The 15,050-nt window shown below is 72.3% G+C and carries 12 protein-coding genes; 11 read left to right on the plus strand and 1 reads right to left on the minus strand.

All coding sequences use genetic code 11. The features are described from left to right. Positions 1–84: 84 nt before the first annotated feature. The 5 genes from ABTW72_RS01020 to ABTW72_RS01040 are packed head-to-tail and all read left to right on the plus strand — an operon-like array spanning position 85 to position 5,218. The gene (locus ABTW72_RS01020) at positions 85–1,674 is read left to right on the plus strand and encodes an ABC transporter substrate-binding protein (RefSeq protein WP_350853921.1); all 1,590 of its coding nucleotides are present in this window, start codon (positions 85–87) and stop codon (positions 1,672–1,674) included. Then, positions 1,671–2,663: an ABC transporter permease gene (locus ABTW72_RS01025; RefSeq protein WP_350852506.1), complete on the plus strand. Its 993-nt coding sequence runs from the start codon at positions 1,671–1,673 to the stop codon at positions 2,661–2,663. Before ABTW72_RS01020 ends, ABTW72_RS01025 begins: the two co-directional genes overlap by 4 nt. Beyond that, positions 2,656–3,540 carry an ABC transporter permease gene (locus ABTW72_RS01030; protein WP_350852509.1) on the plus strand — a complete coding sequence of 295 codons (885 nt, stop codon included), beginning with the start codon at positions 2,656–2,658 and terminating at the stop codon, positions 3,538–3,540. The genes ABTW72_RS01025 and ABTW72_RS01030 overlap by 8 nt, the downstream gene beginning before the upstream one ends. Next, complete coding sequence (locus ABTW72_RS01035; RefSeq protein WP_350852512.1) at positions 3,537–4,541, plus strand: ABC transporter ATP-binding protein; 1,005 nt, start codon at positions 3,537–3,539, stop codon at positions 4,539–4,541. Before ABTW72_RS01030 ends, ABTW72_RS01035 begins: the two co-directional genes overlap by 4 nt. Continuing rightward, positions 4,538–5,218: an ABC transporter ATP-binding protein gene (locus ABTW72_RS01040; protein ID WP_350852515.1), complete on the plus strand. Its 681-nt coding sequence runs from the start codon at positions 4,538–4,540 to the stop codon at positions 5,216–5,218. The genes ABTW72_RS01035 and ABTW72_RS01040 overlap by 4 nt, the downstream gene beginning before the upstream one ends. Positions 5,219–5,445: 227 nt before the next feature. Here ABTW72_RS01040 and ABTW72_RS01045 read toward each other — a convergent pair whose 3' ends face one another. Continuing rightward, the gene (locus tag ABTW72_RS01045) at positions 5,446–6,432 is read right to left on the minus strand and encodes a zinc-dependent alcohol dehydrogenase family protein (RefSeq protein ID WP_350852517.1); all 987 of its coding nucleotides are present in this window, start codon (positions 6,430–6,432) and stop codon (positions 5,446–5,448) included. A gap of 221 nt (positions 6,433–6,653) precedes the next feature. On the opposite strand from ABTW72_RS01045, the gene ABTW72_RS01050 reads away from it, so the two are divergent. The 6 genes from ABTW72_RS01050 (at position 6,654) to ABTW72_RS01075 (ending at position 15,036) form a co-directional block, all read left to right on the plus strand. After that, positions 6,654–8,750, plus strand: a complete 2,097-nt coding sequence (locus ABTW72_RS01050) for a DUF8832 domain-containing protein (protein ID WP_350852520.1) — start codon at positions 6,654–6,656, stop codon at positions 8,748–8,750. Between the two features lie 65 nt (positions 8,751–8,815). Further along, positions 8,816–9,424, plus strand: a complete 609-nt coding sequence (locus ABTW72_RS01055) for a copper chaperone PCu(A)C (RefSeq protein ID WP_350852523.1) — start codon at positions 8,816–8,818, stop codon at positions 9,422–9,424. Between the two features lie 23 nt (positions 9,425–9,447). Then, positions 9,448–10,662, plus strand: a complete 1,215-nt coding sequence (locus tag ABTW72_RS01060) for a Dyp-type peroxidase (protein ID WP_350852526.1) — start codon at positions 9,448–9,450, stop codon at positions 10,660–10,662. After that, entirely contained in the window at positions 10,659–11,240 is a 582-nt protein-coding gene (locus ABTW72_RS01065) for a copper resistance CopC family protein (protein WP_350852529.1), read from the plus strand. Before ABTW72_RS01060 ends, ABTW72_RS01065 begins: the two co-directional genes overlap by 4 nt. A gap of 57 nt (positions 11,241–11,297) precedes the next feature. Next, positions 11,298–13,421, plus strand: a complete 2,124-nt coding sequence (locus tag ABTW72_RS01070) for a bifunctional copper resistance protein CopD/cytochrome c oxidase assembly protein (protein ID WP_350852531.1) — start codon at positions 11,298–11,300, stop codon at positions 13,419–13,421. Positions 13,422–13,560: 139 nt separating this feature from the next. Next, a complete protein-coding gene (locus tag ABTW72_RS01075) occupies positions 13,561–15,036 on the plus strand; it encodes a PepSY-associated TM helix domain-containing protein (protein ID WP_350852534.1) in 1,476 nt (491 codons plus the stop codon). The last annotated feature ends 14 nt before the right edge of the window (positions 15,037–15,050 follow it).

The raw sequence follows: 15,050 nt of genomic DNA on the forward strand, positions 1-15,050 counted from the left end.
GCGACCGTGATGATCAACGGTTGCGGCGCCGCGCCCACCCGACCAACGATCCTCCCCACACCACAGGAGCCCTCTGTGACCCGGATGCGTCCGACCTTCCGACGCCTCGTGGCGTCGACCGCGGCGGCGGGGATGCTCGTCCTCGCCGGATGCTCGGCCCCGGTAACGCCCGACGGCTCATCCGGCGGCGCGACGCTGGTCGTCGCCACCTCCGACGAGCCGGACGCGTTGAACCCGGTGCTCAACTACGGCGTCGACGGCGCATCGCTGATCTTCGACGGCCTCGTCAGCCGGGACGACGACAACCGCCTCGTCGCCGGTCTGGCCACGGCGCTGCCGGAGCTGTCCCCCGATGGACGCACCGTGACCGCGAAGCTCCGCGACGGCGTGCAGTTCCACGACGGCACGGCACTGAGCGCCCAGGACGTCGTCTTCACGTACCAGGCAGTGCTGGATCCGACTGTCGACTCGACGCTCCGCTCCGATCTGGACATGGTGGAGTCGGTGACAGCGCCCGACGCGGCCACTGTCGTGTTCCGGCTGCGCCACCCGTACGCGCCGTTCCTGCAGCGGCTCACCCTCGGCATCGTGCCGGCGAAACTGCTCAGCGGGCAGGACATCAACACCGCCGGGTTCAACCGCAAGCCGATCGGGACCGGGCCGTACCGGGTCGACTCCTGGACGCCGGGCGACCGCCTGGTGCTCACCGCCAACGAGCGCTACTTCGGTGGCCGGCCGAAGAACGACCGGGTGGTGGTCGCGTTCGTCGCCGACGACAACGTCCGCGCCCAGCGGATGCGCGCCGGCGAGTTCGACGCCGCCGAGCTGCCGCCGAAGCTGGCCTCCGGTTTCGACGCCGACGCCACGTACCGGGTGCAGCGGGTGCCGACCGCCGACTACCGCGGCGTGATGCTGCCGACGGGCAACGCGGTCCTCGCCGACCCGGCGGTCCGTCGGGCGCTCAACCTGGCCGTCGACCGGGCCGCGATGGTGACCGGACTCCTCGGTGGCGCGGGCGAACCGGCGTTCGGGCCGATCCCGCCGACCTCCGAGTTCGCCGACCCGTCGATCATCGGCAAGCCGACCGCCGACCCGACGGCGGCCGGAGCGCTGCTCGACGCGGCCGGCTGGACCACCGGCCCCGACGGGGTACGTGTCAAGGACGGCCGACCGGCCAGGTTCACGCTGATGTACCCGGCGAGCGACACGCTGCGCAAGGACCTGGCCCTCGCCGTCACCGCCGACGCGAAGAAGGTCGGCATCGCTGTCACTCCGGCCGGGCTCACCTGGGACGCCATCGACCCGCGGATGAAGTCCGACGCCCTGCTGATGGGCTACGGCACGCCGTACGACCCGGACTTCGTCTCGTACAAGCTGTTCGGCTCGACGTTCGCGGGGCAGGGCTACTTCAACCCCGGCTCGTACCGCTCCGAGGTGACCGACCGGGCCCTGCAGGAGGGCCGCGACCAGATCGACCCCACCCTTCGCAAGGCCGCGTACGCGCAGTTCCAGAAGCAGTTGGCCGCCGACGTGCCGTGGCTGTTCCTCACCTACCTGCGGCACACCTACGTGCTGAAGTCCTCGGTTCAGGGCGTGGCGCCGCGGGTCGAGGCGCACGAGCACGGGGTGGCGAACAGCCTCTGGTGGAACATTGACACCTGGACGCGGTCGTGACCCGCTCCGGTCGACTGGCCGGGGCCGGTGCGGTGGTCCGGCGTCGGCTCCTCGTCGCCGTGCCGGTGCTCGCCGCGACCAGCGTCGGGATGTTCGCCCTCGGTGCCGCCTCGCCGGTCGACCCCGCGAAGCAGTACGCGGGCGCGGCGGCCTTCACCGCCAGCGAGGAGAACCTGGCCCAGCTACGCGCGAACTGGGGCGTCGACGACCCCCTGCCGGTGCAGTACCTGCGTTGGATCGGCAACCTGGTCCAGGGCGACCTGGGTTGGTCGACCAGCCGCCACGAGCCGGTCGCCTCGGTGCTCGCCGCGCGGGCCGGCTGGACGCTGCTCCTGATCGGTGCGGCCCTCGTCCTGGTCCTGGTCGCGAGCCTGCTGCTGGGCGCGCTGGCGGCGTACCGGCGGGGTGGTTTGTTCGACAGCGCGTTGCGGGCGGCCGCGTACGCGGTGCAGTCGATGCCGGTCTTCTGGCTGGGCCTGGCCGCGATCGCCGTGTTCGCGCTGGCCCTGGGCTGGTTGCCGGCGGGCGGGCTCACCGACGTCACCGCGACCAGCACCTCCTGGTCCGATGTGGCGCACCACCTGATCCTGCCGGTCGGGGTGCTGGCCGTGTCGCAGGCGCCGTGGTTCGTGCTGTTCGTCCGGGACGCGGTAGCGGAGAGCATGCGCGACGACCACGTGCTCGCGGCGCGGGCGCGCGGGTTGCCCGGTCGGACGGTGCTGTTCGGGCACGCGCTGCGGACCGCGCTGCTGCCGTTCCTCACCCTGGTCGGCACCCACCTGCCCGAGCTGGTCGGCGGGGCGGTGCTGGTCGAGACGGTCTTCTCGCTGCCGGGCCTCGGCGCGGTCACTGTCGCCGCGGCGCTGGGCAGCGACTTCCCGCTGCTGGCGGCGATCACGCTGGTCACCACCGCGGTGGTGCTGGCCGCGAACCTCGCGACCGACCTCGCCTACGCCGCCGCCGACCCGAGGGTACGACTCGATGGCTGACGTCGCTGCCCGACCGCCGCTGCTCCGGGTGGCCCGGTCGCGGCTGCGGCTGCGGCCCGGCCGGACCGGTGCCGTCGCGGCCGGCCTGGTCCTGCTGGTGGCCGTTGCCGGCTCGCTGCTCGCTCCGCTGGTCTGGCCGCTGGACCAGAGCGCGGTCGCGCTGGACCAGACCCGGTTGGCGCCGTCCTGGACCCACCTCGCCGGCACCGACGACCTGGGCCGCGACGTGGCGCACCGCGCCGTCTACGGGCTGCGGGTCTCGCTGCTCGTCGGCGCGGTCGCCGCGGTCGTCGCCACCGTCCTCGGGGGCGTGGTGGGCGGGATCGCCGGCACGCTCGGCGGCCGGGTGGACCGCATCCTGATGCGGATGGTGGACACCATCGCCGCGATGCCGCACCTGCTGCTGGGCATCTTCATCGTCGCCATGCTGCGTCCCAGCCTCGGTGCCGTGATCGCCTCCGTCGGGCTCACCCACTGGCTCTCCACCGCGCGCATCGTCCGATCCGAGTTGTTGAGCCTCCGGACCCGACCGTTCATCGACGCCGCCATCAGCGGCGGAGCCGGCCGGCTCCGAGTCCTCACCCGGCACCTGCTGCCGCACGTGCTGCCCCGGCTGGCCCTGGCGACCACCCTGATGATCCCGCACGCGGTGTGGCACGAGACCGCCCTGTCGTTCCTCGGCCTCGGCCTGCCGCCGCACCTCGCCTCGCTGGGCAACATGATCAACGACGGCCAGGGGTCGCTGTTGACCGGCGCCTGGTGGGCCAGCCTGGCACCGGGCGGGGTCATCGTCGTCGTCACCCTCGCCATCGCGGTCCTCGCCGCCCGCTGGCGTGACCGTCTCGATCCCCGGGTCAGAGCGGAGCTGCACCTGTGACCACCACCGAATCCGTTCCGACCGGGGCGTCGCCCCGCGCCGCCGCGAGTCGGCCGCTGCTCGCCGTCGACGGCCTCGGCGTCGAGTTCCGGCTCCGCGACGCGCGCGTACGCGCCGTCAGCGATCTCAGCCTCAGCGTGCGGCCCGGCGAACTGCTGGCCGTCGTGGGCGAGTCCGGCTGCGGCAAGTCCGTCCTGGCCCACGCCCTGCTCGGCCTCCTGCCGGGCAACGCCACGACCACCGGTCACGCCGTGCTGCACCACCCCGGCGCCGACCCGGTCGACCTGGTCACCTGCGGCCAGCGCCAGTTGGCCCGCCGGGTGCGCGGGCGCCGGGTCGGGTTGGTTCCGCAGAGCCCGGCCACCGCCCTGAACCCGGTCCGCACCGGACGGCGACTGCTCGCCGAGACGCTGCGGGCGCACGGTCGCGACCGCGCCGACGCCGACCAACTCGCTGTCGATGTCGGGCTCGACCCGACGGACCTGGACCGCTACCCTCACGAGCTGTCCGGTGGCATGGCACAGCGTCTGGCCACCGCGCTCGCACTGGCGCCCGACCCGTCGCTGCTCATCGCCGACGAGCCCACCACCGGGCTGGACCGGCCGCTGGTGGACCACACCCTCGACCTGCTGCGCCGCCGGTGCGACAACGGCGCCGCCGTCGTGCTCATCACGCATGACCTGGCCGCCGCACGCCGGGTCGCCGACACCGTCGCCGTGATGTACGCCAGTCGTATCGTGGAACACCGCGACACCCACCAGATCTTCACCGCGCCGGCCCACCCGTACGCCTCGGCGCTGCTCGACGCCCTGCCGGACCGGGCCTTCCGGCCGGTGCCGGGCAACCCGCCGATGCTCACCGCGCTGCCCCCCGGGTGCGCCTTCGCGCCCCGCTGCCCACGCCGCGCCGACACCTGCGCGGACCGACCACAGCCGACACCGGTCACCGGTGGCGGCACCGTGGCCTGCCACCACCCGATCCCCACCGGAGCCACCACGTGACCAGCGCGCGCCACCTGCTCGCCGACGAGATGAGCGTCTCCTACGGCCGCCAGGTCGTCCTCGACGGCGTCACAGTGCGGATCGGCCGCGGAGAGACGGTCGGACTGCGCGGGCCGTCCGGCTGCGGAAAGTCGACACTGGTCCGGGTCCTGGCACTGCTGCACCGCCCCGATCGAGGTCGGGTCAGCATCGACGGCACCGCTGTCGGCGCCGTCCGGTACGCCGTGCCGGTCGCCCTACGGACCCGCGTCGCCGCCCTCTTCCAGAGCCCGCGCGCCGCCGCCGATCCTCGACTGAGCCTCACCGATCTGATCGCCGAACCGCTGCGCGCCACCCGCACGCCCGAGTCGGCAGTCCGGGAACGGGTGGCCGAACTTGCCGACCTCGTCGGCCTCACAGCGGATCTGCGCAGCCGGCGTCCCCACGCGGTGTCCGACGGGCAACTGCAACGCGCCTGCCTCGCCCGCGCCCTCGTACACCGCCCCGACTACCTGCTCTGCGACGAGGCCACCGCGATGCTCGACGCATCGACCCAGGCGCACGTCGCCGCCGTCATCCGCGACTACCAGCGGACCCAGCAGGCCGGGGTCCTGGTCATCACCCACGACCAGACCCTGCTCGACCGCTGGAGCGACCGGATCGTCGACCTGGCCGCCACAGCGGGGGCACGGTCCTGACCGAATACCGTCGGAGACTCGGCACTGGGTTCGGCACCCGGATGGGGAGCCTCCGTCGGGCGGCTCACTCTCTTTCGAGCGGTATGCCTCTGAGGAATATTTATGCCTCAGAGGTATACCGCTCAACGCGGTACGTGACCGGCGGCCGGGGAGGTTCGCCGCAACCGCCGCCCGCCTTTCGGTAGCGACGCCGGCCCGCGGTGACCCGAACCTGGGCAGGCCACCGCTCAGTCGGCGACGTCCACCACGACCTTGCCCTCGGCGGTGCCGCCGGCAACCAGGTGGTGGGCGTCCATGACCGTGTCGAGCGTGAACCGACGCCCGTCCAGTCGGGGGCGCAGCGCGCCGGCATCGGCCAGCGTCGCGATCTCACGCAGGATGACGCCATGGTGTTCGCGGCCCCGCCCGGTGAGCATCGGCAGCAGAGTGAACACGCCGGAGTAGGTCGCGCCACGGAACGACAGCGGAGCGAGCGAGTGTGAGCCCCAGCCCAGCGCGCTGACGACATGCCCGTGGTAGGCGCGTACCGCAGCGAACGACGCGTCGAGCGTCGCGCCGCCGACGTTGTCCATGACGATGTCGAACCCCTCACCGCCGGTGTACCTCTCGACGTACTCCTCGACAGTGCTCGCGGTGTAGTCGATCGGCACGGCGCCCAGACTCTCGATCACCCGCATGCTCGCCGGCCCGCCGGTGGCGTACGCCTCGGCGCCTCGCGCCTGGGCAAGTTGCACGCCCACGTGACCGACGCCGCCGGCACCGCCGTGCACCAGCACCTTCTGCCCGGCGTGGACCCCAGCCCGGTCGACCAGCCCCTCCCAGGAGGTGACCGCCGCCAGTGGCAACGCGGCGGCCTCCCGCATCGAGAGACTCCTCGGCTTGTGGGCCAGCAACCGGGCGTCCACGGCGGCGTACTCGGCCAGCGAGCCCTGCAGGTCGCCGACGCCCCCGCACAGCCCGTACACCTCGTCCCCCGGCTCGAAGCCGGTCACGTCCGCGCCGAGCGCCGCGACGACACCGGCAAGGTCCAGGCCGAGCACCGCGGGTAGCTCGACGCGCGCGTGCGCGGCCCTACCTGCCTGGATCTTCGTGTCGAGCGGGTTGACCCCGCTGGCGACCACCCGTACCAGCACCTGGCCGGGCCCGGGGGTGGGATCGCCGATCTCCTCGACCGTCAGCGGAACGTCGAACTCCCGCAGCACCGCAGCACGCATGGCAATCCACACTCTCCGTGATCGAGGCGTCACGTGGACGCTATCGGACCGGATCGGCAACCGGGCGGCTTCCTCGCTGACCCGCACCGGTGTCCGCCGGAACTTTCGGCCGACCCGGCCGACCACCCGGATACCAGCCGTCATCGCCGGCCAGCTTTTGCCATCCGAGGAAAAAGATCGTCACCTCTTGTAAAAAGTCTCAGCGCAGTGAGGATATTCAGATGCGTCGTCACCCTCAGATTCCTGGGCGGGCGGTCTCGGGCCTCCTCGCGCTCCTCCTCGCCTCGGCGGTCGCTCTCCTCGCGGCCGCTCAGCCCGCCGCAGCCCACGGGACCCTGGCCATGTCCACGCCAGCGGGAGGCGCCACGGTGCGCGAGCCGGTGACGTCGGTGCAGCTGTTCTTCACGGAGAAGGCCGCCGCGAACGCGTACTTCACCATCACCGCCCCCGGCGGCACCCGTGTCGACAATGGCTGGTCGTATGGGGAGCCCAAGCCACTCGACAAGCCGGTACGCGAGTACTTCCTGGTCAACGGCAAGTTCGAGCCACGTGAGTACACGACCGGGTTCCCATCGACGGTGGCGGTGGCGCACCTGCCGGCCAAGGGCCAGTACTCGGTGAGCTACCTGTCGGTCGCCTCGGACGGCGACCCCGTACGCGGCACCCTGACGTTCCGCTACGACGGACCGGTGACGGCGGCGCCCAAGGGGTGGAGCCCGCCGTCGACCCAGCCAGATCCGGCGCTGTTGGCCAGCGCCGAGCAACACGGGTCGTCCGGGCAGGCGTCAGCAGTGCCGACGGTCGGGGCCGAGACGGCGGTTCCGCCGTCCGCGGCAGCGGCTGCGCCGACCGAATCGACTGACGAGAGCGGCCCCGGAGCGGTCGCGTGGGTCGGCCTGGCCATGGTCTCAGTGGCGGTCGCGGCGGCCGGGTTCGTCGTCTGGCGTCGGCGGACGGCCCCCACTGGCAGAACCGCCGGCCGGGGCCGCACCTCGCCGGCGACATCCGGTCGACGCGGCGCCGGCACCCGTCCCGGGACCAGGACCGCCGGCACCAAGATCGCCAGCGCCAAGGCCACCGGTAGCAAGCCCGCCGTTGCCAAGACTGGCGGCGGCAGAGTGGTCGGTGGCAGGACGGACGCAGACAGGACCGTCGCGGCGACCGGCAGCGGTACGCAGACCTCGGACGGCAAGCGGCGACCCAGCGCCGTGCCGGCCGCGCGTAAGGACACCGGGGTCGTCGTCGCTCGGACCGGCGTCGCTGTCGATCCACGTCCGACCGATCAGGACGCGAAAGCCCCCGCCACGTCGGACAGCCAACCACCCGCCGACTCCGGGGCGTCGCCCGATCCGGACCTCGCCACGGCGACGCCCGGGTCCCGGCTGAGCAACACCAGCCTGGCACTGTTCGTCGGTGCACTGGTGCTGGCCCTGCTCGGCGGTTTCGGGTTGGCGCGCATCAGCGGCAACGAGGGCCCGGCCACCGACACCGCCCGGCAGCCGGCGGGCGGTGCGACCGACTCCGGCGCGGCGCTGTCCGCGGCCGACGGACACCAACACCCGGCGGGCACCGGACCGCACACGCACCGGGGTGACGGCGGAACGGGCGAGACGCTCGCCACCGGGACGACCGTCAGCGCCGGCGGGTACACGCTGCAACCGTTGGAACGAACCCAACCCGCCGGGGTACGCGCGGACTACCGATTCCGCATCGTCGGCACCGACCGGCAGCCGGCGACCCGCTTCGCGGTCGTCCACGACAAGCCGTTGCACCTGATCGTCGTGGGCCGTGACCTGACCGGCTACCAGCACCTGCACCCGACGATGGCACCCGACGGCACCTGGAGCGTACCGATGACGCTGGCCCGACCCGGCGGCTACCGCGTCTACGCCGACTTCTCCGTCACCGCTGCCAACGGCACGCCGCTCCCGCTCGTGCTGGGCGTCGACCACACAGTGCCCGGCGCGCACACCCCGACCGCGCTGCCGCCAGCGCAGGCGCAGACGACGGCCGGTCCGTACACGGTGTCGATGACCGGCACCCCGACGGTGGGGGTGACGGCGCCGATGCACTTCCAGATCAGCGCTGACCCGACCGTACCGGCGCAGCTGGAACGGTACCTGGGTGCGTACGGGCACCTGGTCGTGGTGCGTGAGGGTGACCTCGGCTACGTGCACGTGCACCCCGAGCAGGAGCTGGTCGACGGGACCGTCAAGTTCTGGCTGACCGCGCCGAGTTCAGGGCGGTACCGGGCCTTCTTCGACTTCCAGGTCGCCGGCAAGGTGCACACCGGGGAGTTCACGATCAACGTTCAGTGAGTCCGGAACTTTCTCCGAGCTGCGGCCGACCAACCTCCCAGCAGCAACCATCGGAGGAAGAACACATGCGCACCACCAGCCCGAACGCTTCACGCCGCCACTCGGCAGCCATCCTCGCCGCCGCGATCCTGACGGTGGGCGTCGCCGGTTGCGGCTCGTCCGACTCTCCGTCGACAGCGCAGGCGGGCCCGCCCGCGTCGGCCTCGGCCTCGGCCAACCCGGACGCTGGTGTGCTCGGCATTCGCGACCCGTGGGTGAAGGCGGCCGACAAGGGCATGACGGCGGCCTTCGGGACCCTGGTCAACGACGGCGACACCGATGTCACGGTGACGAGTGCCACGACCTCCCTGTCGCCGATGGAGCTGCACGAGATGGCCATGAAGGACGGCAAGATGGTCATGCGGCAGAAGCAGGGCGGCATCGTGATCAAGGCCAAGAGCACGCACGCCCTGGAGCCCGGCGGCGACCACCTCATGCTGATGAACCTGACCAAACCTGTCCAGGCCGGCGACGAGTTGACCTTCACCCTGACCTTCGCCGACGGCAAGACCCAGCAGTTCCGCGCCATGGCCAAGCCGTTCACCGGCGCGCAGGAGAGCTACGCCCCCGGGCACGGCGAGCCGACGACCGGTATGAGCGCCACGCCGGAGATGAGCATGAGCCCGGCATCGTGACGCAGACACCACAGGTCCGGCCGGTGAGCAGGCGTGGCCTGCTCACCGGCGGAGCACTGGCCGCCGGCGGAGCCCTGGCCGGCGGTGCCGCGATCACCGCCACCCGCGCGGGGAGGACCGGTCCGCCGTCGGCGACCGCCGCCGACACGACGCCCGTGGCGACCGTCGGCGGCCTGGTCGAGCCGTTCCACGGCGCCCGACAGGCCGGGGTGGCCACCGAACCGCAGGCGCACGCGTCGTTCGTGGCGCTCACCCTGCGGGCCGGCGTCGACCGGGCCGCGCTCGGTCGGATGTTGCGGTTGCTCACCGACGACGCCGCCCGGCTCACCCAGGGCCGACCTGCGTTGGCCGACACCGAGGCCGAACTCGGGCTGCTGCCCGCACGGTTGACAGTGACCTTCGGCTTCGGGCCCGGCCTCTACCGGGCGGCCGGCGTCGACGACCGCCGGCCGGCATCGGTCAGCGACCTGCCGTCGTTCCGCATCGACCGGCTTCAGCCGGCCTGGTCCGGTGGTGACCTGCTGCTGCAGATCTGCGCCGACGACGCCGTCTCCGTCGCCCACGCCCAGCGGGTCCTGATCAAGGACAGTCGACCGTTCGCCACGGTGCGGTGGGTTCAGCAGGGCTTCCGGCGCAGCCCCGGTGTCGAGCCGGGCGGCCACACCCAACGCAACCTGTTCGGTCAGCTCGACGGCACCGCCAACCCCCGACCCGGCGCGCCCATGGACACCGCCCTCTGGGTCCCGGACGGGCCGGCGTGGCTGCGCGACAGCACCACGGTGGTGCTCCGGCGGATCAGCATGAACATGGAAACCTGGGACCTGCTCGGCCGGACCGACCGCGAACTCGCCGTCGGGCGACGGCTCGACACCGGCGCCCCGCTCACCGGCACCGACGAACACGACGAACCCGACTTCGCCGCCACCGACGCCGACGGCCTCACCGTCATCCCCGACTTCTCTCACCTGACCCGCGCCCACGTCACCGACGACCGGTTGAAGATCCTGCGCCGGCCCTACAACTACGACGGGGTGCCGACGGCGGAGGGCCAGGCGGACAGCGGCTTGATCTTCACCTCGTACCAGGCCGACATCGCCCGACAGTTCCTGCCCATCCAGCGCCGGCTGGCCGACCGGGACCTGCTCAACGAGTGGACCACGCCGATCGGGTCCGCTGTCTTCGCCATCCCGCCCGGATGTCAACCAGGCGGGTGGATCGGCGAGCAGGTGCTCGGATGACCACGCCAGCCGTCACGGCCGTACCGTCGCCCCGCCCCACCACCGTCCGGCTCGGCGCGGCGGTGCTCGCCGTCCTCGTGGCGGTGCTGATCCCGGGCAGCCCGGCCTGGGCGCACAACTCGCTCAAGACGGCCACGCCCGCTCGGGACGCGACAGTGCCGAGCGCACCGACCGAGGTCACGCTCGAATTCATGCAACGACTCGACCCGGCGTTCACCACCATCGTGCTCACCGACGCCGCCAAGCGGAAGCTTCCCACCGGCGAACCGGTGGTCACCGGAGCGAAGAGCACGATCCAGGTGACCGACACCCTGCCGAACGGGACGTACACGGTCGCCTACCGGGTCGTCTCCGTCGACGGGCACCCGGTGCAGGGGTCCTATCCGTTCACTGTGGCCGATCCGACGTCCAGCGCCGCGCCGGTTGCCAACGTCAGCGCGTCAGCGCCCGCAACGTCCGCCGCTGCCGCGAAGTCCAGCGGCGGGCCGAGCGCCGGTGTCCTCGTCGCGGCTGCCGTGCTGGCCCTCCTCGTCCTGGCGACGGCTGGGCTGCTGTGGCGGCGGGCGGCCCGGCGCTGATCCGACCCGCCCCGTGCGGTCGGCTCGCCCCATCACCTCACCAAGCAAGGTCAACACGTGTCCGACACAGATCCACAGCAGTTCGCCACCGACGACCCGAGCGGTGCCCGCACCGTCACCACCGCCTCGGTAACCCCGACCGGTCCAACCCCGTCCGCCGCCCGGGACAAGGGCTCCACGGGATCCGGCTGGTTGGTCACTGTCGTCGCCGTCGCGTCGGGGGTCGCCCTGTTGGTGCTCGGCCTGCGGGTCGGGGGTGCGCTCACGGCCGCGATTCCGGGCCTCCCCGACGCGGGACCGATCACGACCCGGGCCCTACCCGTGTTCCGGCTGCTGTCCGACGGTCTGGCCACCGTCACCGTCGGCATGCTGGTGACCGCCGCGTTCCTGCTGCCCGGCGACGGGCGCAGCGTCTCGCCGCACGGCTACCTGCTGCTGCGGCGGGCCGGTGTCGCCGCGCTCGGTTGGTCGGTGACGGCGCTGTCCCTGATGGCGCTGACCGCCTCGGACCTGCTCGGCCAACCACTGACGACGCTCGGGCCCGCGACCGTCGTCAGTTTCGCCACCACCATCTCGCAGGGCCAGTCGCTCACAGTGCAGGCCGGACTGGCCCTGGCCGTGGCACTGCTGGCCAGATTCGGGGTGTCCCGCGGGCTCGCCGCGACCGCCGCGGTCCTGGCCCTGGTGGCGGTTCTTCCCCCGGCCTTCACCGGGCACTCCGCCGGGGCCGGCAACCACCAGATCGCCGTCACCAGCCTGGCCCTGCACATCCTCGCCGCCGCGGTGTGGATCGGCGCCCTCATCGCCCTGCTGGTGGTACGACGCAGTCGGCTGCTGGCCGACGCCGCCGCTCGGTACAGCCGCCTCGCCCTGGGCTGCTTCGTCGCCGTGACGGTCAGCGGTGCGGCCAACGCCGCCGTCCGCCTCGGGTCGGTCGACCAGCTCTGGCACTCCCGCTACGGCTGGTTGGTGCTCGGCAAGGTCGCCGCCCTGCTTATCCTCGGCGCGCTCGGCGCGATACACCGCTCCCGCACCCTGCCGGCGTTGCGCGCCGGAAGGCGATGGGCGTTCGGCCGACTGGCCGCCGGTGAACTGATCGTGTTCGCCGCCACCGTGGGGCTGGCGGTGGCGCTGTCCCGCAGCCCCACTCCGGTCGCCGAGGCCGGCACCGACGCCGACCCGATCACCGAGCTGCTCGGCTTCCCGATGCCCATCGCACCCACTGCGGGCAACCTGCTCGGGCAGCCGCTACCGGACATGTTCTTCCTGACCCTCTGCGCTCTCGGCATCGGCGGTTACCTGGCCGGGGTGCGACGGATGCGCGTCGGCGGGCACCGCTGGCCGGTCGCCCGGACGGCAAGTTGGGTGGGCGGGCTGCTGCTGCTCACCGCGAGCACCAACCTCGGTGTCGCCCGCTACGCGTACGTGCTGTTCAGCGCGCACATGGCCCAGCACATGGTGCTGTCGATGCTGGTGCCGATCCTGCTGGTCGGCGGCGCACCGGTCACCCTCGCCCTCCGCACCCTGCGTCGACCGACCGACCCGGGTGTACGCGGTGCCCGGGAGTGGCTGCTGATCGCGGTGCGCAGCCGGCTCACGAAACTGCTCACCCATCCGCTCGTCGCGCTGGGCATCTACACCGCCAGCCTGTTCGGCCTGTACTTCAGCGACCTGCTCGGTGCGCTGATGCGCTCCCACCTCGGTCACCTCGCGATGCTCACCCACTTCGTGGTCGCGGGCTATCTGCTGTTCTGGGTGCTCATCGGGGTCGACCCGGGCCGTCGACGCCTCCCCCATCCCCTGCTGGTGATCATTCACCTGGCGTCGATGATGGCGCACGGCTTCTTCGGCCTGGTCCTCATGCAGACGACCACCGTCATCGCCCCCGACTGGTACCTCGCCGTGCACCCCAGCTGGGCGTCGTCGCTGCTGGCCGACCAGAAGCTCGGCGCCGGCATCGCCTGGGCGTTCGGGGAGCTGCCCGCGGTCGTCGTCATGATCGTCCTGATTCGCCAGTGGATCCGCGCCGACCAGCGTGAACAGGGCCGCCTCGATCGGGCCGCAGACCGGGCCGACGCCACCGGCGCGGAGGACGAACTCGCCCGTTACAACGCGTTCCTCGCCGCAGCCGGACGGACCGACAGCGATCCGCGCCGCGCGGTCCGGCCGGACCAGCCCTGACAGCGGAAACCTGATCTTCGGGAACCGCCGGCGTCTCTCCCCCGACTACCAGTCAGGGCCGACGCGACACCTCACCGGGCGACCAGACCAGTACGGGAAACAGCCTCGGGTGCTTCCCGACTCTTCCGATCGGATCACCATGTCTCTCACCGAACTGTCCGGCACACCGACGCCGGAGCCCGCCACGACCACTGAGCAACCGGCCCGGCCCGCCCGGCGCACGTCGCCGTTCGGCGCGCTGCTGCTGCGGCTGCACTTCTACGCCGGCATCCTCGTCGCCCCGTTCCTGGTGGTCGCCGCACTGACCGGCCTGGCCTACACCACAACCCCGCAACTCGACTCGATCCTCTACGGCGACCAGCTGACCGTCGCCCAGGTGGGTGACCGTCAACTCCCGCTGGCCGTGCAGATCGGGGCCGCGCGCAACGCCCACCCCGACGGCAGCATCACCACAGTGCAACCCGGCGACGGCGACCGGACCACCAAAGTGGTGTTCTCCCTGCCCGAGCTCGGCGAGAACCAGCACACCGTCTACATCAACCCGTACACCGGCGAGTCGCAGGGGCAGCTCACCACCTGGTTCGGGTCCACACCGGCCACCACCTGGCTGGACGACCTGCACCGCCACCTGCACCTGGGAACGGTGGGCGAGCACTACTCCGAACTGGCCGCGAGCTGGCTGTGGGTGATGGCGCTGGGCGGGGTCATCCTCTGGTGGCGTCGACGCGGCGCCGCCCGAGCCGCCGCGCGGCACCTGCTCGTGCCGGACCTGTCCACCGGTAAGGGTGTCCGCCGTACCCGGGGATGGCACGCCACCACCGGCATCTGGCTCACCGTCGGACTTCTCTTCCTCTCCGTCACCGGCCTGACCTGGTCCCGCTACGCCGGCGCGAACTTCGCCGCCGGTCTCGACGCGCTGAGCGCCCGCACTCCGGAGATCTCCACCAGCCTCACCGCCGGTCCCACCGCCCCTGCCGAGACCGGCGGGGGCCACGAGCACGGCGCCGCCGGAGCGGGCGGGGTCGTCGAGTCGGCGGCCTTCGATCGGGTCCTGGCTGTCGCTCGCGATGCGGGCCTCTCCGGACCGGTCGAGATCACTCCCGCGCCGGAGGCGGGCTCCGCCTGGACCGTCACGCAGGTCGACAACACCTGGCCGGTCAAGAAGGACCGCATCGCCGTCGACCCGGCTTCGGACACGGTCACCGCCCGCAGCGACTTCGCCGACTGGCCCCTGCTGGCGAAACTGAGCGGCCTCGGCATCCAGGCTCACATGGGGATCCTCTTCGGCCTGGTCAACCAGATCCTGCTCGCCGCGCTCGCCCTCGGCCTGCTCTGCGTCATCTTCTGGGGCTACCGCATGTGGTGGCAACGCCGACCCACCCGCGTCGACCGCCGCGCGATCGCCGGCTCCCCGCCAGCCCGCGGCGGCGTACGCGGCCTGCCGCTCTGGGCGCTGCTGATCGGCGTACCGGTGACCGTGGCGATCGGCTGGGCGCTGCCCCTGTTCGGGCTCCCAGTGCTCGCCTTTCTCGTCATCGACGTGGTGGTGGGTGCGGTGTCTCGACGCCGACGACCTGCTGCGGCTCCCACCTCCCCGGCACCCGCGAGGAGCTGATCCACCGGACCGGC

This window comes from Micromonospora sp. NPDC127501 (genome assembly GCF_040302185.1).
In the GTDB taxonomy this organism is placed as follows: Bacteria; Actinomycetota; Actinomycetes; order Mycobacteriales; family Micromonosporaceae; genus Micromonospora.